Genomic DNA, 21149 nt, shown 5'->3' with positions numbered 1-21149 from the left:
ACATCCATCACGAAGATTTGTTTTTAGTTACTTTGTATTATAGGATTTTTCTAAGTTCATACGTTTCTGCGTTAATGCCTTGAATCATCAGTGATTTGTTCGATTTGTATTATCCCTCTCTGTGTGGTTGATTGCATACATAGAATTCATTTCTGGGCTGAAGCAGCTGATTCAACAGCATATTCGTATTCATAGGATGTATCCAATGTTCCGTAGCAGATGAATTATAAGGTAATGGAGCTCTTTATCCAGCCCAAAGGATTAATTTTACAGATGGATCAGCAACCTTTTAACTTTGCCATCCGTCTAAAAGTCAGGTATGATATAAAGGTTGCTCTATTGTAGTGCAATGAAATGAACAGATTAGTGAACATTCCGTATGCTCATTTTCGCCATATATTCAGTCAGGATATACGAATAAAAGTAAGCCCGATATAACCACCCTAAAGCCATCCATCTGTATGTCAGAAAGCGGCTTGTGGAGTCGCATTTGATAAATAAAAGTACTATTGTCCCTTTCTATCCGATCAGCCCGCTTGAGGCTTGTACCAGTTACTCCAGTTGCTTGCCGGATCAGTAGGCAAGATTATCATTTATATCAAATCAGTGAATTGTTGTCGGCTGCGGAAAATGTTAGAAATACCGCAACTTTTGCCGTCCTATCCGGTATTATCTAATACATAAGGAATAGGAAGATGCGGCGGCAACAATGAGGAGGGTCGCATTTCAATGACAGATTCCCTGTTAATTCAGGAAATTAAAAACGGTGATGTAGAGCTGTATTCTGAGCTAATGCGCCGTTACCAGCGCAAGATTCTGGCGTTCATCTATCATATGCTCAAAAGTTCCAATCTCGAAATAATGGCAGAAGACCTGTGTTCGGAGACGTTCTACAAGGCTTACAAAAGTCTGCATTCTTTCCGGGAAGTGGATGCTTCGTTCTCTACCTGGCTGTATACCATCGCACGTAATACCGTACTGAGCGAGCTGCGCAAGCAAAAAAGCGGCAGTATTCCTCTCGAAGAGAGCGGATATACACCAGTGGCACCGAACAGTATGGTGCCGGAACAGGCGGTATTGCGCGGTGAACGCGTCCAGATGGTACGTGAAGCGATAGACCAGCTGCCAGAAAAACAACGATCTGCTTTGATCCTCCGCGAATACGACCAGTTGGATTATCAGGAAATTGCCGATATCCTCTGTCAAAGTGTAAGCTCCGTCAAATCTCTATTGTTCCGGGCGAGAGCGAGTGTAAAAACACGGCTAGAGCCGTATTATTATGACTCGGTCTACAATCAGCCTAGTGAAGGGATGAAGAGAAAATGAATTGCAGAGAGGCCGAAGAGCTGTTCGGGATCTATTGGGACCTGATGCCGGATGATCCACGCCGGTTGGCACTGGACGAACATGTTCGGGAGTGTCCTGACTGCGCGACAGAATTTGAAGTGTGGAGAGAAAGTCATGAACTGATTCAGGCAGAAGCAGCACAACTGGAAGAGATGCCGACCATGACAATCCGCGCCGAAAATATAAACCGGAATGTAATGGACCGGATTTATGCCGAATCACCGTGGCTGGTACAGACCGATGTTAAGCGTGGACCTATCTCACGCCTGTTCCGCCGCCGGTTATCCGTCTGGATGTCTTCGCTTATTGCGGTCTTTATTTGCAGTTCCATTTACTTGACACTCGATATGACAGGCACGTTCGAGCAGCAGCCACAGCCCGAGAGGGTAAGCGGTATTGTACCGACAGCAGTGGCTACAGGCGATGATAATACGGTCGTCTATTCATCGCTTCATTTTGCCGGATCAGAACGGGGATTAATTGATCCGCTGGTGATTCCGATGAATCCGAGTCATCCGCAGTACTGGATGATTCTATCTCTTGTCGGTATGCTGCTGGCGCTGGTCTCCCTGCGCTGGCTGGCCCGTACCAAACATCAATAATTAAATACAAAGATACAGAGCCTGCAGGCAAATTCCGTAATTGGACCGATGCCTATAGGCTTTTATTTGTGTTAAGCTGTATTTATTCACAGCCAATACATAGCAGCGATCGCAATAGGCGTGAGCAGTTGGAGGAAGGGTGTAACAGGAAGATGCGGATTGGTTTGATCAGACACGGCTTGACCGACTGGAATGCGCTGGGGCGTATTCAGGGTCACAGCGATATCCCACTTAATGAAGAAGGGAGGAGACAGGCAGCCCGGCTGGCCGAACGGTTAGCGGTAGAGCACATTCACTGGGATCATATGATTTCCAGTAGTCTGCAGCGTGCCCATGAAACAGCCCGGATTATTGCGGAGCGGCTTGATATTCCGTTGCTGGAACCAGACGAGAGGCTCAAGGAACGAGGATTCGGACAGGTAGAAGGGCTCACTTGGGCAGAACGTGAAGCCAAATGGGGTACAGACTGGGAGACACTGGAACTGGGTCAAGAAAAAGTAGAGCTGCTGCAGGAACGGGGCATGAACTTTCTTAATTCGACCTGGGAGCAGTTTCCCAACCATAATATTTTGGTCGTCAGTCATGGTGGTTTTCTGTCTCATGTGTTTACTTTACTGCTCAAAGAGCAACATACTGAACGAATCGGTAATTTGTCACTGACTATTCTGGAACGGGAAGCCGAAGAATGGAAAGCACTATTGTATAACAATACAGACCATCTTCAGTCGTAAGATATAACTGGATATATAGGCGTAAATGGAAGCATGAGCGTGATTGAGGCAGATTAAACAACTATCATCCATGCTCTTTCGTCTATATGGAAGCATATCAACAGGAGAATACGGACAGGAAGAAATAGCCGCTTTATGAAGTTTACAGCATTGTCATTATTTTTTCTCTATTTTTTTGTTAAATTACTGATGCGCTTACACGTATTTTGGTTAAAATCCAGATAAGGAGCGGATAACATGTTATTGCCCTACCACAATCAATGGCCGATTGTACCCACAAATACATTCATAGCCGAAGGTGCCAAGCTGATCGGAGATGTAACACTCGGTGAGGACAGCAGCGTATGGTTTAATGCCGTACTACGCGGTGATCTTGCTCCGGTAATTATCGGAGACCGATGTAACATACAGGATCTGGCTGTAGGACATGTACATGAGATTCACCCCTTGATTATCGAAAATGATGTTTCCGTCGGACACTCTGCCATTGTTCACGGCTGCCGGATTGGTCAGGGATCACTGATCGGAATGGGTGCCATTTTGCTGAACGGTGTAGAGATTGGTGAATATTCGTTAATTGGTGCAGGTTCAATTGTCACAGAGAACAACAAAATTCCACCTTATACTCTGGCACTCGGTTCACCGGCACGTGTAATCCGCGAACTGACCGAAGCTGATCTGCAGCGAATGGCCAGGACTACACAGAGCTATGTGGATAAAGGAAAAGAGTTCAGGAATCCATGAATAGCATTATGGAGGTGCGCCCTATGTACAAGATGAAAGTAACCTATGAGGTCATGTTGGGTTTGGCAGCTGAGATGGTATGGGACCAAGTACTTCGCGAACATCGGATTGAGGAACTGAACACACTTATTGATCGGGCGCTTGCCGACAGAGATGAAGAATCTTTTCAAAAGTGGACTAATGAATTGCGTTTATTAGCACCAGCAATTGAAGTCGAACTGCCAGAAGTGGAGCATGATGAACGTAAATCATTATCTCACTAGGATGACACACATACATCACTTGATCCTGTAAAAGTCTGCCGTAATCTACGGTAGACTTTTTTGGTGTATCCAGGTTCCAATATTACTTGCTTGTTCATCTACTTACTTTTAAAATAATAAGGATGATGCATGTTCGGAGCAGAGTGGGGTACGAATTAATTCTGCCGGATGGAGACAAAGGAGAATGGGAATGCCGATTTCTTATTTATGGAGCAAAATGTTTCTGACCGACCGCAGGTTTATGTGGTTATTGCTTATTTGTAATGCACTGGGAACGATTTATGGATACATATGGTACGGATTGCAGATGGAATATACGCTGGAGCACTGGCCGTCCTGGATGGTTATTTTTGTGCCGGATAGTCCAACCGCCAGTCTATTTTTCAGTATTGCCCTGTTATTCTTGATGTTTCCGCCACGCAGTGGATGGCTACAGCTAATACGCAAACTTATGGAAGCACTGGCAGTAGTCACATCCGTCAAATACGGGGTATGGGCAGTGACAATGATCTTTTGGGGGCAAGCACTGGGAGATACCTTGGTATGGGAAGACTGGATGCTGACCGTATCCCATCTGGCCATGGCCGTAGAGTCGCTGCTATTTGTCCGCTTTTTCATATTTGGATGGAAATCATTAATCGTTGCTCTTCTTTGGACGCTGCTAAATGATTATATGGATTACAGTCAGGGTATTTATCCATGGTTGACCGAGCAGCTTGTGAGGCGTCTTGATCAGGTACGTAATTTTACCGTATGTCTGACGATAGCTTCTACATTCGTAGGTGGTCTGGCGCTATGGCAAGCACGATACGCGCGCCGCAGTAGATAATCCAAGTGTCAGATTGCTTTGTTGTAAGCCGGTTCTTTTACTGTCGGCTATTATAACAATGAGGATATGGCAGATCGCAAAGGAGTAAGTTTATGCCCAAAATCTATCGTACCAAGCGTATAGAAGGAACCACTGTTCCTGGTATTATTCATAACGGCAGTTATTTTATGATCAATGTAGATGTGTATGAAGATGGAATGGTCAATTGCTGGGAACTGGTGGATATGCATGGGTTGAAGAACAAGTTGGAGCAGGGTTGGCTCGTTACCCGTATTCCTGACGAAGAGCATCTGTCCATTTTCCAGCTGGGCTATTACAAGGTGGGAAAAGCGGATTGGCTGTACACCCCCGAGACTTATTATGCGCATATTCAGCAGACAATTTATCAACTGAATCCCGATGCGGCGAATATATATACGATCCATGAACGGGAACGGCAGCTTATGCAGCAGCGAAAAATCATCTATGCGCCAAAGGCTGTTCCGTTTTATATAGAAAACGAGTTCGGATATTCTACAGTCGATGGCAGTGGATTTTATATTTTTTACCGTGGATTGGAACAAAATGGCCTTGTATATCTGAATGTCTATCAGGATGGCCGGGTGGATTGGATGCACGATGGACAGGAACATGTCTCGGATATGGATAAAGTGCAGGAGTTGTTCGAAGACGGAACCTTTTTTACCGATTGTAATCAGCCTATCCAAATCCAGATTGATGGTTTGGCGACCCTAACACTATCCGGTAGTGCATCCGCTTCTTCGGCAGATAAATATGCGGAACTACAGGAGATGCATACCCGCCTTCAGGGGGGCAAAACAGCGATGGAGCACTGCAGGGACTGTTATCATGCCTATCTGGAAGAACCATCGGAATATAACCGTGAGCAGCTGCGGGAAGCCTATGAGAAAATACCTGAGCATCAACGCATGTTTCTCGGAGATATGGATAGCAGGGATAGCGACTATGTGCGTATTATTTATGATCCTGAGGATAAGCGGGAAGTATAAAGTATAAAGAGTTAAAAGTAAATTTGTAAGAAAACACTGTAATCATTAATCTGTTTGAAATTATAAAAAGATGATAAACGATTTGAATATATATTTGATTTTTTATCAGTTATGATATCTGGATGAGATTGGCTACAAGAGCCCCAATTTTTTCCTTTGCATTTTGATAGAAATGCAGTATGATAAACTCAATTAAATGAAGTTACGAGGAAGCACCTCGCTTGTAGATACTTTGGTATCTACAGCGGGGTGCTTTTTTTGTTTTCGTGAAGGAGCGTTTATTGTGAAATCTGTTAAGAAAGCTGCTGTTCAAGAATCAAGACCAATTGTATGCCAGGAAATCCAACGTCCGATATTTTATCGTAAATTACTGCAGACCTCCCTGAGTATTTTGATTTTATCTTCTGTATTCGGACCTATTCCGAATGCTCGGGCTGCCAATGTTACAGCTGATATTACGTCTATCAAAGCCGGGACCAATTCGGTGTCTTTAGACTTTTCGGTTATTATGCCAGACAGTGAAGTTCTGTATAAGACCAATTTTGAATCCAATCTATTCTCAACCTATTATGGTGGTAGCCGCAGTAATGGTAACCAGTCTTATGTCTCTACGGATAAAGGCACTTCATTACAAATTATGGATACTATCACAAATCGTCAGGGGAACGCATATAACTATCCCAGCGTATCCAGTGATTCCAGTTTGGCGCGTACTTCGATAAACAGTCTACAGCAGGGAGCACGTTTGCAAGCACAATATGATATGCGTTCGCTCTCAGGGTCCATTAATCAAACATCTGTCGGATTTGGTGATATTCGCGGTAAAAAAGGTCTTCCATTAACAGACCATAGTGGAAAGGTAGTCCGTTTTAGAAATACAACGTCGATTGTTCCCGGGAATTCGTCAAGTACGCCTCGAACGATTCCTGTATATGTAGATGGTGGTACTCCCAATTGGCCTGACGGTGAATTTCTGACTATACTGAGTTCGGCGAACAGTGATTGGCACTGGGCAGTAGCTTATTACAGATATCAGGCTGCTACGCAATCATTGATTCTGGACTCTTCCAATTCTTCTTTCTGGTATACAACGATTGGAACATCCGGGATGACGAGTAACGGGAGCTATGTTTTTCAGCCTGGCGATCCACTTGTAACTTTTCCATATGGAGATTTTGGTACCGGCATGTCGGATATAGGCTATCATCCCGAATGGACAACGTATAGCCGTAGCCTGGATATTCCTGCGGATACGACGCAGTATGACCTGGGCAAGTATGGTGCAACTCTTAACTTTTCCTCAAATACCAATGGTCTCATGCAAGTGGATGAATTTAAAATTGGCTATGCCCAAAAAGCAATTATCTACCGCGATGGTCAACAGATCTATGACGGTTACGATTCGAATTATACCGATCATACCGCTGTCGATATGCAGAAACCGAACCAAGTGGAGAATCTCAGCTATTCCTTTTCTCCTTCGAATAAAAATGTTGTTTTATCCTGGACAGCACCGGTGGATAATGGGTCAGACTATACGTATACTATTCAAGGTCAGTTAAAGGATGGATCGCTGGGTCCCGTTCAAGATCCTACTCATGCAATAGTTACTTCCGGTATAGCAGGCTACATTATCACTCAGGATCATGATGCCAATGCAGTGATATCTTCCGGCTCTGTTACAACTTCCGCGACCCAGCTGAGCCTATCTCCTGAGGCCGGGAATCCTTATATACATATCGCAGCAGTAGATAGAAATGGCAATATTGGTCCAACACAGCATCTTACTCTAAGTGACAACAGCAAGCCGGAACTGAATCTCTCCCTTGCATCTGGTGAATGGAATCGTTACGGCAATACAATTTACGTATCTGCTTCAGATCCCGATACATGGATTACCAAGACCGTGCTTCCGGATGGAAGTAGTGTGGCATCAGGAGTTACCTCATATAGTGTAACAGAGAATGGAGACTATACATTTACAGTATATGACTGGATGGGCAATCCATCTTCGCAAACGATCACAGTTGCCAATATCGACAAAGAAGGCCCGGTGATTTCATTTACACCAGATGGATCGGATTGGCAGGCTAATCAGGTGGATGTAGATATTTTGGCTGCTGATCGCTCGTTAAAATCGGTGCGTTATGTTATAGATCAGCAGAGCACCCGTCCAGATATCAATGCACAGTGGACCGATGGCAGTGAACACTTCTCTATTGCATTATCCGCTGAAAAACAGGGCGTTTGGTACGTTCATGTGCTTGCAATAGATGCAGCAGGCAATGAGTCATATGCACATTCAAAAGAAATCAAAATCAAAGCACTACCAGAAAAGCTCAAAGCTGATTCTATTCACTTGGGCTCTGCTTCATCAGACAGTATTCAAGGGATACTGCCAGCGAGAACAGAGGACACCTACGAGGTGATCAACCAGCAAACAGGGACAATAATAAATGTACCTGCCGGCAGTACTTCATTTATGGATACAAATTTATTGCCGGGTACATCATATACCTACATCATTACACCTATTAATGTATCCGGTAGAGGAGAATCAGTAAGCAGCAGTTATATGACTATTCCTGCCGTCACAAAAGTGGAGGGTGCCTACCCATTATCCGAGACATCGGTCCGTGTAGAACTAGAATCGGTTCAATCTGCTACGCACTACTTATATGAACTTGTCGACCAAAATGGAGTAGTAGCCTCGCAAGGAAGTATGAATACGAGCCGTACATTCGAGCAGCTCACTCCTAACCATACCTATACATTGAGCATGAAGGCAGTGAATGCATCCGGACAAAGTCTGGAGAGTCGATATACGTTTTTGACATTGCCTTCACTTGACCATCTAAACGTAATAGCAGTTGGTACCGATTTTGCTCAGCTCTCGTGGGATCGTGTGACAGGAGATGTCTACTACGATGTAAAACGTGATAACCAGCCGATCGTCACCGTTACTGGAGCAACGTATACAACGGCTACAGATACCACCTATAACGATTACCATGTGACGTATCCGGGTTCAAACGTTCTTTTCACGGATCACAATTTGATTTCGGGTACTTCTTATCATTACTCTATTGCGGTAAGCAATACATCCGGACAGAGTCATTTTAAAAATATATCATTGTGGACGTTACCTGCAGCAACAGAGTTGATCTCAAAAAGCATCACTACTGACGCTGCTGCCTATACATGGAAGGATGTACGAGGTGCCAAAGGGTATGACATTTATCTGGATGGTACAAAGGTAGCAACAACAGAGCGTACAAGTTATGAATTTTCCGGACTACATTCGGGTAGTGTACATGTGATCTCAGTTGTACCTTTTAATGATTTCGGTACAGGGGATGCTGCCACTGCTAATTTCATTACACTGCCAGAGCCGATCAAGCAGGATTTGCGTATAGAAGACATTGCCCATACTTCGGCTAAAATAAAGTTTGAACCTGTTCAGGGAGCTGCTAGTTATATTGCTGTCATGGATGGAAAAGAATATACAAGCTCAACTCCAATGATTGAATTAAGCGATCTAAGCGCTGGTAAGATGTATTCGGCAAATGTATATGCGGTCAATGAAAGTGGAAAATCTGTTTCAAGCTTCCTTCAATTCCAGACGATACCGCTTGCGCCTGAATCAGGAAAAGTATCTTCCAATACAGATAATGATCTTCAATTGACCTTTTCGCCTGCGCGAGGTGCTCTATACTACCGTATTTACAATACTCATGGGGAACTCATTGCGACAACCAGGGAAACGACTGTGAGCTTGTCCAGTCCTGGAGCGGGTGTTTTATCTTCTTTTGGGATTGCCGCTGTAGGGAAGAACGGGGAAAGTCCAGAGCGACGGTGGATAGACTATCAGGGGGCTCCTGTACCAACTTCCCCCAACGTGCTGAGTCTTCTGGATCTGCAGTACAATTCAGCGACAATCGGTTGGGAGCCTTTTAAGGGAGCCGTGTCCTACAATATATATAATGGTGATCAATGTATCGGAACTGCCGAGGATAATCAGTTATATATTGATCATCTATCAAGTAGTACAACATATAATGATTTCGGGATTCGTGCTGTGAATTCAACTGGCATCCTGGGGAACTTATACAAGCTTACATTTGAGACCCGTCCATTTGCAGCATTCCAATTGGATGCAGCTGATATTACTACATCCTCGGCAACGATCAAAGCTCTGTATGGAAGTTCTTCAGATGTATTTGTATTCGCTGATGGACAAAGTGAACTCCAGCGATCACTAGCGCAAACCATCGAATTAAAAAATCTGTCCGATGCACATCGATACACCATCCAGGTATGGACCGAGAATGCAGCAGGCATCAAATCGGAAATACAAACTGTCACATTCAAAACAAAAGAAAAAACAACAGGCAATGTTCTTCCTGGTATGTTAAATCCATTGGTTACCATAGAGCAACACAGCTTGGATACCCTAACCAAGGATCCTGATTCACTAGATGTGCTGCCTTCGTCTACTAATGATGCTTATCCATCAAATAGATTTATCGATGTGAAGGCCCGGTATTCAGAAAATGCGATCAATGATCTGGCTGATCGCGGCATTGTGAACGGGGATGAATCTGGTAAATTTAATCCCAAAGCTGGAATTACAAGAGCAGAATTTGTAAGTATGCTACTTCGTTCCAAAAATCAGGATCTTGAAAGTTCGACTGCTGTTCAGTCAGTATCAGGTATGTTTAGTGATATTGATGGGAAATGGTATACCTCAAATGTAGTGAAAGCGGCTGAAATGAACTATATTCAGGGGTATCCAGATGGAACATTCAAGCCGGATCGGGTTATTACCAGAGCAGAAGCCGCCAGCATTTTGCAAAGTTTTATCCAGGCAGAAGAACAATCGGTATATTCATTCAGTGATGAGAAGACAATTCCTGACTGGGCCAAAACAGCGATTAATAAGCTGGGAGGCGAACTGTTCATCGGTTATGAAAACGGACAATTCAAACCCCAGCGTAAAATCACAAAAGAAGAAACTGCAGTTGTGATCTATAGACTGCTGAATAAGTAAGCCAAAGATATTCCATATCAATTATAATCGTGCTTACACTAGTAGCCCTTGAAAACAAAATACAATACAATTGATTAGAAGAACAGCACGTATAATCACCTACTCCCACAAAGAAGCACTGAACAAATTCGTTCAGTGCTTTTTTTTAATATACATACAGTGTTTTTCTGGAAAATATAGTATCAAGTTTATCCGATAGATAATTGCAACCTTCATAAAGAGTCTGATTATGAACAGCAGGCGTTAATCTAAATAACGGTCGATCTTAATCTTGTACGGAAATATTAACGGGAATCCATAAATAGTATCTATTCTGCACAGACAGTATCGATAACGGTGCAACAAATAATATAAACACCATAAACATAATCGTAGTTCTGTATAGAAAATGCCTACAGATCGTCACGACTCGACGATTCAGGTAGATCGGAGAATCAGTAATGAAGTTTCTCAAGGATCAGTGGTGAAGTTCCTCGCGGAATCCTTCTCCATGTACATCGTTCACTTCATTGATAACTACGAATGCACGGGGATCGACCGATTTTACGATATTATGTACACGACGAATCTCCTGACGGGAGACGACGCAGTAGGCGACTTCCTTGGCCTGCTTGGAATAAGCACCAATCGCCGGAATCAGTGTAACTCCGCGATCCATTTCTTTCATAATAATCTCGGCAATCTCTGCGGCATGATCGCTAATGATGGTAAAGGCTTTGCCGGAATAGGCACCTTCTTGAATAAAATCGATAATTTTGGTAGCGATAAATACGGTGACCAGTGTGTATAATACCAGCTCTTTGGAAATGAAAAACAGGGAGCCACCAATAATGATAATATCCAGTGCCAGCATGATCTGGCCGATACTCCAGCCGAATGCCCGGTTCAGGATCGTCGCAATAATATCGGAGCCGCCAGTCGTCCCGCCAAACCGGAATACAATGCCGAGTCCAATCCCCAGTGTAACTCCTGCATACAGCACGGCCAGAATATAATCATGCTGTGTCTGAAAAGGAATGATCCAGCCGATATCAATCATTCGCTCGAACAACCACAGGAAAAAGGTCAGCGCAGCGATTCCTACACCAGTATAGATCATCTGCCTGCGGCCGAGCATTTTGAGACCGATCAGGAACAGCGGAATATTGATAATCAGCGTAGACAGCGAGGGAGAGATGCCAAAAGCGTAATTCAGCAAAATGGTAATCCCCGTTACGCCGCCTTCCATTAACTTGTTGGGAATAATAAAATAAAGCAGACCAAATGCGTACACTCCCGCTCCGAATAAAATCGGCAGAATCACGCGGAATTGTCGCCAGAATCGATGTGACATGTTAGCAATACCTCCAGTGGAATAGTAGAATGCAAGGACAATATTTACAGTAAAAAGGATTTGTTTTCAAAATCGCTTTAGGATAACATGGTAATGACATATTCAAAGGGAGTCATATCGCTGGATCATACATAAAAATGATATGAAATCCCCGTTACGGTCCGGCCCATCCTTAACTATATGGGGGAGTCATGGATTCGGCAATAGGCAGTATTGACAGCTCGGTAGAGCGTATACATACCTATACATGGTTTGTAATTTTTATACTATATATTTGGATGTTACGGAGGGATTGGAATGACAGAGAAGTCACTCGCGGAAATGCAAAGAGAGGTGGATGCCTACATTTCCCAATTCAAGGAAGGATACTTTTCACCACTGGCTATGCTGGCGAGAATGTCCGAGGAAGTCGGTGAGCTGGCGCGTGAAGTCAACCATTCCTATGGTGAGAAGCCCAAGAAGAATGACGAAGCGGATAATTCGATCGAGCTGGAACTGGGAGATATCCTGTTTATTACGATTTGTTTTGCCAATTCGCTCGGGATTGATCTGGCAGAAGCGCATGATAAAGTTATGCATAAATTTAATACCCGTGACAAAGATCGCTGGACACGTATCGAAGAGCAGACCGGTGAGAACGATCAATAAATAATGCCGGATCAGATTGTACTGGCTCATTTGGCGGATACACACTTATAATAACTATCTATATAATGATAATGAATAGAAGCGGTAAAGGAGATTAATCATGGACAAACCGATTCGTGTAATAGTAGCCGGCGCCGGTGGGCGTATGGGCAAGGAAGTTGTTAAACTGGTACTGGGTGATGAGGAACTGGAGCTGGCAGCAGCTGTAGGTCGTTCCGATGCGGGCCGGGATGCAGGTGAAATGGTAGGAATGGGTACATCCGGTGTGTTGGTCACTGCCGAACTTCAGGAGGCGTTGGCTGCTGGACAGGCAGATGTATTGGTCGATTTTACAAACCCGGAATTTGCCTATGAACATGCCAATCTGGCGATTGCGGCAGGAGTCCGTCCGGTAATGGGGACTACAGGCTATACCCCTGAGCAGATTGAAGAATTAAATACCAAATGCGAGCAAGCCGGTATTGGCGGCTTGATTGCTCCAAACTTCTCGATCAGTGCTATTCTGCTGATGCGTTTCTCGGCTCTTGCCGCCAAGCATTTCCCGCATCTGGAAATTATCGAATACCATGGTGACCAGAAGCTGGATGCACCTTCGGGTACAGCAGTGAAGACCGCAGAGATGATCTCTGAAGTACGTGAATCGATGAAGCAGGGTAATCCCAAGGAAAAAGAAACGATTCCCGGATCGCGTGGTGGAGAATATGATGGATTCCGCATTCACAGTGTTCGTCTGCCAGGGGTATTCGCTCAACAGGAAGTTATATTTGGGAGCTTTGGACAGTCTCTCAAGATTCGTCATGATTCCTACGAACGTGCAGGATACATGCCCGGTGTGAAGATCGGGGTACAGAAAGTAATGGAATATACCGGCATGGTCTATGGATTTGAGCAGTTTGTCGACTGATCGGCATATTATCCTGAATGTCTTGTATCTCTATAATTAAGGCTAATAACGAAGTGACGGAAAAATATACCTATAAATAGATAAATGACAGGAGAGATGTCTGTGTTTCACATTGCTTTTATCGCGCATGATCGTAAAAAGGATGAAATGGTTAACTTTGTAACGGCTTATGAACATGTATTTCATGGACATCAGTTGTATTCTACAGGAACAACCGGACTGCGTATTATGGAACAGACCGAACTGAAAATTCACCGCTTTATGTCGGGTCCGCTTGGCGGCGATCAGCAGATCGGTGCGCTGGTAGCCCAGAATGAGCTGGATCTGATTATTTTCCTGCGAGATCCGTTGATGGCACAGCCGCATGAGCCGGATATTACGGCATTACTGCGTATTTGCGATGTGCAGGGAATTCCGGTAGCAACCAATATTGCAACAGCGGAGATTCTGGTCAAAGCGCTGGATCGTGGCGATTTTGCATGGCGTGAACTGCCGGATAAATACAAACCGGTGGAGGGTGTGGAATGAGTGAGCAGTTGGACATTCTGATCTTCGGCGCGCACGCAGATGATGCGGAGATTGGAATGGCAGGAACCATTATCAAGCATACCGTAGCTGGCCTGCGTGTAGGTATTTGCGAGTTGACCGAAGCAGAGATGTCTTCCAATGGTACCGTGGAGCTGCGCAAACAGGAAGCAGCAGCTGCCGCCGAAGTGATGGGACTTGCTTATCGCAACAATCTTCAGCTGCCTGACCGGGGGCTGGAACGATCACGTGAACAGCTAGATGCGATCACGGCAGAGATTCGCCGCTGTGCACCGAAAATTGTATTTGCTCCCTACTGGGAAGATCGTCATCCCGATCATATGGTATGCAGCAAGCTGGTGGAAGAAGCTGTCTTCAACGCCAAGCTGCGCCGTTATATGCCGGAACTGCCACCGGTTACTGTACAGCAGACGTATTTCTATTTTATTAATGATCCGGGGCCGGCTAATCTGATGGTCGATATCAGCGAACATTATGAACGCAAAATAGAGACATTATCCTGTTACGCATCCCAGTTCGGAGGTCTTGGCAGCGACAGCGATACTGTAGCTACACCGCTTAATCAAGGGTATGTAGAACGTGTTCGCTACCGCGACTCATTAGCGGGACAGCGCAGTATGACTCTCTATGCAGAAGGATTCGTTACCAAAACGCCTTACGTTGTGGATCGGCTTCTATAGTTCTGCGCTTGGTATCCGCATTGCACAGCCATCTGTCACAATTGGGATATCCCTCTTACGCAGGTATCATAATAGAAGACAGATGCATAGTATTTCCCTCAAAAGATGTAAACTAATGAAGGATTAAAGGAAGGGAGACTGCCCTTATGGACAAGATGCTGAAAATTGGCATCACTTGTTATCCGTCACTTGGCGGATCCGGCGTCGTGGCGACCGAACTTGGCAAGCTGCTTGCCGAAAAAGGGCATGAAGTGCATTTTATTTCGCATAGTGTCCCTTTTCGTCTGGGAACTTTTCACAAAAATATTTTCTATCACGAAGTCGAGGTTAACGACTATTACGTATTCAAATATCCACCGTATGATCTGACACTGGCTAACAAAATGGCGCAGGTAGCCAAAATGCAGCAGCTGGATGTACTGCATGTACATTATGCTGTACCGCATGCAGTCTGTGCTTTTCTGGCCAAGCAGATGATTGGTGATCATCTGAAAGTGGTAACGACACTGCACGGAACCGATATTACGGTGCTGGCTCAGGATGAATCGCTTAAGGATCTGATTCGTCTGGCAATTAATGAAAGTGATGCAGTGACAGCCGTCTCCAAGGATCTGATCCGTGAGACGCATGAGCTGCTCGATATCACGCGTGATATTGATCTAACTTATAATTTTGTCGACAAACGGGTCTATTATCCACGGGAAACTGCCCAATTATGTGAAGATTTCGGCTTTGGTGATGATCGGATTATTATGCATATTTCCAATTTCCGTCCGGTAAAACGGGTAGGGGATGTAGTGGATACGTTTGCCCGTATTAATGCCGAGATTCCTTCACGCCTGCTGTTTGTTGGAGAAGGACCGGATTTGCCAAAAATTCAGTGGCAGATTCAGGAGCTGGGACTAACCGATCGGGTACATTTCTTGGGTAAACAGGATGATATTCCACAGGTGATCTCGCTGGCCGATATTCTTATGCTGCCTTCCGAAAAAGAAAGCTTTGGACTGGTAGCGCTCGAAGCAATGGCTTGCGGTGTACCGACGATCGGTTCACAGGCAGGCGGGATTCCGGAGCTGGTCATTCATGGAGAGACCGGTTATCTGGCACAAATCGGAGATACGGAAGCAATGGCAGGTTATGCGCTACAGCTGCTGCGTGATCCAATGCTGATGCAGCAGGTACGTGAACAGTGTATCCAGCGTGCGCAGACCGAATTTAGCAATGAAGCGATGTTAAATAAATACGAACAAATTTACTACCGGGTGCTGGGACGCGAGATGTCCAAGCCTTCTCCGGTACAAGGTTGAGAGGGATCGGCAATGGATTGGAAATGGATAGATCCACAAATGGCGGAGCAGGGTATATCTCTGCTCCGTCGTCTGATTGAACAGGGATATGAAGGTTATTTTGTTGGTGGCTGTGTTCGCGATGAACTGATGGGGCGGCCGGTAAACGATATGGATATCGCGACCAATGCCACACCGGAACAGGTAATTAATATATTCGAACACACTATCCCGACAGGAATAGCGCATGGAACGATTACAGTCATTATGAATGGAGAACAGTTTGAGGTAACTACATACCGTACCGAGAGTGACTATACCGATCATCGGCGTCCGGAGCAGGTACAGTTTGTCAGTGATCTGTATGAAGATCTGCGCCGCCGGGATTTTACGATGAATGCGATTGCCCGCGGTATCGATGGAAGTTATGTGGATCCGTTTCATGGCCGGGAAGATCTGGAGCAGGGAATTATACGCTGTGTAGGTGATCCGGAAGAGCGTTTTGAGGAAGATGCACTGCGAATACTGCGTGGTATACGGTTTTCGTCCGTGTTTGATTTTACGATTGAACCGGCTACCTGGCAGGCACTCGTGCATCGGCGTTCGCTGATTCGGTATATTGCCGCCGAACGTATTCGCGTTGAAATGGAAAAAATGATCGCCGGTCTTTATCCGTTTAAAGGAATCCGTTTGTTACAGGAGAGCGAGCTTGTTCCCGATATGAAAATTAATGTTCCATGTCCGCCGGAACAGCCAGAGCTGCTGATGCGATTGGCTGATATTCCGGCAGACCCCGCTGTACTGCGCTGGACGCTGATTGTGATGGCAATGGGACTGGACAGCGAGCGGATGAAGCCGTACATGAAGGAGTGGACATTTTCCAATGCCTTTATGGATCAGGTATCCCGTCTGCTGCGTATGAATGAGCGACTGTTAACTGCTGCAGGTAAGGATGCTGAGGAATCTTTATTTGAAGTGTATATATCCGCAGTTATCCATTACGGACGTGAGGCGGCGTTGCAGTGGCAGCAGCTGTATCCGGTTCTGATGGATAACGAACAGCAGCAACTCGCGATATTTGCAGAACATGGCAAGCAATGGCTGGATGAAATGAATATATTCAGTCTGGGTGATGTAGAGATCAATGGACAGGAGCTGCTCGCAGCCCTTCAGGCTAAAGGCGGTCCATGGCTGGGTAAGCTGATGAACGAGATTCTGCTGGCAACGGCTGCTGGACAACTGGACAATACACGGGAAGCCATTCTGGACTATGCCCGTCAGCAGTATGAAAAGAGGGATCACTGATGCGCGATGAACAACTATTGGCGCTCTTGACCGAGCGCCCGGGTGAATATATCTCAGGGGAAGAGATCAGCCGCCGGATGGCTGTCAGTCGTACCGCAGTATGGAAAGGAATCAATCGGCTCAAGGAGCAAGGATACGAATTCGAATCGGTTACCCGCAAAGGCTACCGGATAACCCGTTATCCGGATCGATTTGATGAAGTGTCCCTGCGCATGCGATTGGATCAGGTAACCTCCTGGGGACAGCCGCTGCATTTGTTCCCCTCTGTTAGTTCAACTCAGGATATCGCACGGGCTCTGGCAGAAGAAGGAGCACCTGAAGGTACATTGGTCATCGCTGAGGAACAGATCAGAGGCCGTGGCCGTCAGGGACGACACTGGCACTCGCCTCCGGGACGTGGTATCTGGATGAGTCTGATTATGCGTCCTGTACAGCCTCTGCAGTATACGCCGCAGCTGACACTGCTGGCAGCAGTCGCAGTCTGTCGTGCGCTGCGAAGTGTGAGTGACCTGAATATCGGTATCAAGTGGCCCAATGATCTATTGATCGACGGACGCAAGGTATGCGGTATTCTGGTAGAATCGGCAGCCGAGGACGGTTATGTACGGCATGCTATCGCAGGGATCGGTATCGATGTGAATCTGGCAGCCGAGGATCTGCCTGAGGAGCTTCAGGCTATTGCCACTTCCCTGCGTATGGAGAGCGGTGGAGATCCGCTGGATCGTACGCTGGTGGTAGCCGCAGTGATCCAGGAACTCGAAGCCATGTATCAGCTGTATAGTCAACAAGGATTCATGGCGATTGCCGCTTTATGGGAAGCATTGGCTTTCTCAATGGGGCGGCATCTGACTGTTCATACACCACAGGGTGAGTTGCAGGGTACAGCTACAGGTCTGGGCAATAACGGAGAGCTGCTGCTCCAGCAAAAAGACGGCAGTATTCTGCCAGTCTATTCCGGTGAAATTCATTTATAAAAAGGTATCAGGGAGATAGCAGCTGGGTCTGCATATCTCCGGTAGGTAAGTAATAAAATGTAATCAACTTTAAATAGTGAAATTGTGTAACGACTCTGGTATACTAGCAGGGAAGACGGTATCGGCATATCCGAACCGTACTTTATGATGTTAACTTGGTGTAAGCTGGCAGGCGAGCACCGTCAGACAGGATGAAGATGCAGCAGGTATTTTTTTCGGTTCGATTATATCCGACCGGCAGCCTGAAGGTAGCTTTTCTATACGAATGAACACATTTCTGTCTGATTACATTCTGTCCTATCCAAATCATGTATTCTTCGGGATACCCATACGAAGCGAGGTGTTGGCTAACTTCAATTCTGCTCTGAGCCGTGAACTGGACCGAGACAGAAGAGATGATCGCAAAGTGACTCTTTTTTGGACTCTGGACCTTTTTAGTGAACCACTAAAAGGTTTTTTATTTTGTCCAAATACTATATTGATTAGAAGGAGCTTGATGTCACATGGCAGCCAAAACGCCGCTGAATATTGTTAAAATGAAAAAAATGAAAAAAGAAGGCGATCCGATTACGATGGTGACCGCCTATGATTACCCAACCGCCCAGCTGGCAGAAGAAGCCGGCGTAGAAATGCTGCTGATTGGGGATTCACTGGGCAATGTGGTACTGGGATATGATTCGACTATCCCGGTAACGGTAGATGATATTGTCTATCATTCCCGTGCAGTCGCACGTGGAGCACAGTCTACTTTTATCGTGGCGGATCTGCCGTTCATGACATATCACGGAAGTATAGATGAGACACTGCGCAGTGTGAAGCGTATTATGCAGGAAGGTCATGCCCATGCCGTGAAGCTGGAAGGCGGAGCAGAGATTGCCGATACCGTAGCAGCAATTACACGTGCGGGTGTGCCCGTGCTCGCTCATATCGGTCTGACACCGCAATCGGTGCATCAGATCGGTGGATATCGTGTACAAGGCAAAGACGAACAGGATGCTAAGCGTCTGCTGAATGATGCCAAGACACTCGAAGCTGCAGGCGCATTTGGTGTAGTACTGGAGCTGGTTACGGAAGATACAGCTGCGATGATTACGGGTCAGCTGTCTATCCCGACGATCGGGATCGGAGCAGGACGCGGGTGTGATGGTCAGGTGCTGGTATTTCATGATGTGGTCAAATATACATCTGCCTATCGCGAAAAGCGCTTTGTCAAAACGTATGCGGATATCGGAACTACCATCCGCACAGCTTTGGAAGAGTATGTAAATGAAGTGAAAACACGCGCTTTTCCGGCGGAGCAGCATGCGTTTAACCCGGATCAGGAAGCGCTCGACTCCTTATATGGGGCTAAAGGGAAAGGAGAGGAATAAGCATGAAGGTACTACACAGCATCGCAGAGATTCGTCAGGAAATGAAAAGCCTTCGCAAACAGCGTTCTCTCCATAATCATGAAGCGACGGTCGGTCTGGTACCTACCATGGGATTCCTGCATGAAGGTCATGCCAGCCTGATGCGCAAAGCCCGTGAAATGAGCGATATCGTGGTAATCAGTATTTTCGTCAATCCGATCCAGTTTGGACCGAATGAAGATTTTGAACGCTATCCGCGTGATGAACAGCGCGATCTAGCGTTAGCGGAAGCAGAAGGTGTAGATATTGTATTCCTGCCGACGGTAGAGGTAATGTATCCATCGCCAACCAAGACGCATGTGAGCGTAGCAGAGCTGACCGATACACTTTGCGGCGCATCTCGTCCGGGTCATTTTGATGGTGTATCGACTGTAGTCACCAAGCTGTTCAATATCGTCAAACCGGATCATGCCTTTTTCGGAGCCAAGGATGCCCAGCAGGTAGCCGTTATTCGCCAGATGGTGGATGATCTGAATATGGATATCGAGATTGTTCCTTGCCCAATTGTTCGTGAACAAGATGGATTGGCACTTAGTTCACGCAATGTCTATCTCTCGGCAGAAGAGCGTGAGCAGGCATTGGTATTATCCCGTTCCCTGCGTCTGGCTCGTGAAGAAATAATCAGCAATCCGCAGATGACAGCTGGTCAGGTACGCGAACTTCTACGCCGGGAAATCGGTACTTCTGCTATCGCCGTTATCGATTACGCAGAGATTCTGTCATTCCCGCAGCTGGAAGTGCTCGCTGACGATACTGTTCTTCACCAATGTAATGGAGAAATCATTATGGCGCTGGCTGTCAAATTCGGCCCAACTCGTCTGATCGATAATGTAATCATGGAAACGAAAGGTGTGTCCCTTCATGTATAGAACAATGATGAAATCCAAAATCCATCGTGCTACGGTGACAGAAGCCAACCTGAACTACGTCGGCAGTATTACAATCGACGAAGATCTGATGGAAGCTGCAGATCTGCTGGAAAATGAAAAAGTGCAGATCGTTAACAACAACAATGGCGCTCGTCTGGAGACGTATGTGATTACCGGTCCACGCGGCAGCGGTGTTGTCTGCCTGAATGGGGCAGCTGCACGTCTAGTACAACCTGGTGATACGGTTATTATTATCTCTTACGGCATGATGAGCCATGAAGAACTTCAGGAACATCGTCCAACTGTTGTATTCGTGGACGGTCAGAACAAACCGGTAATGGAAGCCCACAAAGAGGTTCATGCTACCATTATGTAACGCGAATGATATACATGGAGCTATGAACCGGATCTGCAGTCTGTCCAGGTAGATAATATGCGTAGGCGTACTAGAGGAAATCATGTATAATAAAAGAAACATAACGCCTAAGCAAGGTGATACTGCGTGCCTGTCAAACACGTCATGTATCACCTTTTTTTATGCATCTACAGAATAAAGGGTCGGTCGGGGAGAGATTGCTGGGCAGCCGCGATAATGGGGATGCCGAATGCGTCAGTTTCC

The 21149-nt window shown here is 45.8% G+C and carries 19 protein-coding genes; 18 read left to right on the top strand and 1 reads right to left on the bottom strand.

Annotated features, from left to right (window positions below; all coding sequences use genetic code 11):
- The first annotated feature begins 729 nt into the window (after positions 1 to 729).
- From WH46_RS10825 to WH46_RS10790, 8 genes are all read left to right on the top strand, one after another.
- Positions 730 to 1326, top strand: coding sequence for an RNA polymerase sigma factor (locus tag WH46_RS10825; RefSeq protein WP_017814502.1), 597 nt, complete (start codon positions 730 to 732; stop codon positions 1324 to 1326).
- Positions 1323 to 1949, top strand: coding sequence for an anti-sigma factor (locus WH46_RS10820; RefSeq protein WP_046226709.1), 627 nt, complete (start codon positions 1323 to 1325; stop codon positions 1947 to 1949). The genes WH46_RS10825 and WH46_RS10820 overlap by 4 nt, the downstream gene beginning before the upstream one ends.
- 152 nt (positions 1950 to 2101) lie before the next feature.
- Positions 2102 to 2680 carry a histidine phosphatase family protein gene (locus tag WH46_RS10815; protein ID WP_046226708.1) on the top strand — a complete coding sequence of 193 codons (579 nt, stop codon included), beginning with the start codon at positions 2102 to 2104 and terminating at the stop codon, positions 2678 to 2680.
- Between the two features lie 237 nt (positions 2681 to 2917).
- Positions 2918 to 3424, top strand: coding sequence for a gamma carbonic anhydrase family protein (locus WH46_RS10810; RefSeq protein WP_017814505.1), 507 nt, complete (start codon positions 2918 to 2920; stop codon positions 3422 to 3424).
- Positions 3425 to 3447: 23 nt separating this feature from the next.
- On the top strand, positions 3448 to 3687 hold the full coding sequence (locus tag WH46_RS10805) for an IDEAL domain-containing protein (protein ID WP_017814506.1): 240 nt from the start codon (positions 3448 to 3450) through the stop codon (positions 3685 to 3687).
- Between the two features lie 190 nt (positions 3688 to 3877).
- On the top strand, positions 3878 to 4516 hold the full coding sequence (locus tag WH46_RS10800; RefSeq protein ID WP_046226707.1) for a DUF1405 domain-containing protein: 639 nt from the start codon (positions 3878 to 3880) through the stop codon (positions 4514 to 4516).
- Between the two features lie 92 nt (positions 4517 to 4608).
- On the top strand, positions 4609 to 5526 hold the full coding sequence (locus WH46_RS10795) for a DUF7638 domain-containing protein (RefSeq protein WP_046226706.1): 918 nt from the start codon (positions 4609 to 4611) through the stop codon (positions 5524 to 5526).
- Positions 5527 to 5722: 196 nt separating this feature from the next.
- The gene (locus WH46_RS10790; protein ID WP_082208377.1) at positions 5723 to 10576 is read left to right on the top strand and encodes an S-layer homology domain-containing protein; all 4854 of its coding nucleotides are present in this window, start codon (positions 5723 to 5725) and stop codon (positions 10574 to 10576) included.
- Positions 10577 to 11033: 457 nt separating this feature from the next.
- Here the strand turns inward: WH46_RS10790 and WH46_RS10785 are convergent, their stop codons facing one another.
- Positions 11034 to 11909, bottom strand: coding sequence for a YitT family protein (locus WH46_RS10785; RefSeq protein ID WP_046226704.1), 876 nt, complete (start codon positions 11907 to 11909; stop codon positions 11034 to 11036).
- A 297-nt stretch (positions 11910 to 12206) separates the two neighbouring features.
- On the opposite strand from WH46_RS10785, the gene WH46_RS10780 reads away from it, so the two are divergent.
- The 10 genes from WH46_RS10780 (at position 12207) to panD (ending at position 20906) form a co-directional block, all read left to right on the top strand.
- Entirely contained in the window at positions 12207 to 12557 is a 351-nt protein-coding gene (locus tag WH46_RS10780; protein ID WP_017812896.1) for a nucleotide pyrophosphohydrolase, read from the top strand.
- 100 nt (positions 12558 to 12657) lie between these two features.
- Positions 12658 to 13461, top strand: a complete 804-nt coding sequence (gene dapB / locus WH46_RS10775) for a 4-hydroxy-tetrahydrodipicolinate reductase (protein WP_046226703.1) — start codon at positions 12658 to 12660, stop codon at positions 13459 to 13461.
- A gap of 102 nt (positions 13462 to 13563) precedes the next feature.
- A complete protein-coding gene (mgsA, locus tag WH46_RS10770) occupies positions 13564 to 13989 on the top strand; it encodes a methylglyoxal synthase (protein ID WP_156172274.1) in 426 nt (141 codons plus the stop codon).
- A complete protein-coding gene (gene bshB1, locus WH46_RS10765) occupies positions 13986 to 14687 on the top strand; it encodes a bacillithiol biosynthesis deacetylase BshB1 (RefSeq protein WP_046226701.1) in 702 nt (233 codons plus the stop codon). Before mgsA ends, bshB1 begins: the two co-directional genes overlap by 4 nt.
- 146 nt (positions 14688 to 14833) lie before the next feature.
- Positions 14834 to 15994, top strand: a complete 1161-nt coding sequence (bshA, locus tag WH46_RS10760; protein ID WP_017812900.1) for an N-acetyl-alpha-D-glucosaminyl L-malate synthase BshA — start codon at positions 14834 to 14836, stop codon at positions 15992 to 15994.
- A 12-nt stretch (positions 15995 to 16006) separates the two neighbouring features.
- Positions 16007 to 17278 carry a CCA tRNA nucleotidyltransferase gene (locus WH46_RS10755; protein WP_046226700.1) on the top strand — a complete coding sequence of 424 codons (1272 nt, stop codon included), beginning with the start codon at positions 16007 to 16009 and terminating at the stop codon, positions 17276 to 17278.
- Positions 17278 to 18252: a biotin--[acetyl-CoA-carboxylase] ligase gene (locus WH46_RS10750; protein ID WP_046226699.1), complete on the top strand. Its 975-nt coding sequence runs from the start codon at positions 17278 to 17280 to the stop codon at positions 18250 to 18252. Before WH46_RS10755 ends, WH46_RS10750 begins: the two co-directional genes overlap by 1 nt.
- Before the next feature lie 503 nt (positions 18253 to 18755).
- Entirely contained in the window at positions 18756 to 19622 is an 867-nt protein-coding gene (gene panB, locus WH46_RS10745) for a 3-methyl-2-oxobutanoate hydroxymethyltransferase (RefSeq protein WP_046226698.1), read from the top strand.
- Positions 19623 to 19624: 2 nt separating this feature from the next.
- Positions 19625 to 20530 carry a pantoate--beta-alanine ligase gene (panC, locus tag WH46_RS10740; protein WP_046226697.1) on the top strand — a complete coding sequence of 302 codons (906 nt, stop codon included), beginning with the start codon at positions 19625 to 19627 and terminating at the stop codon, positions 20528 to 20530.
- Positions 20523 to 20906 carry an aspartate 1-decarboxylase gene (gene panD, locus WH46_RS10735; RefSeq protein ID WP_017812905.1) on the top strand — a complete coding sequence of 128 codons (384 nt, stop codon included), beginning with the start codon at positions 20523 to 20525 and terminating at the stop codon, positions 20904 to 20906. Before panC ends, panD begins: the two co-directional genes overlap by 8 nt.
- Positions 20907 to 21149: the final 243 nt, after the last annotated feature.

This window comes from Paenibacillus dauci, assembly GCF_000971985.1.
Classification (GTDB): Bacteria; Bacillota; Bacilli; order Paenibacillales; family Paenibacillaceae; genus Saccharibacillus; species Saccharibacillus dauci.
The sequence above is the reverse complement of the archived record's forward strand: the minus strand, read 5'-3'. Positions and strand labels throughout refer to the sequence as shown.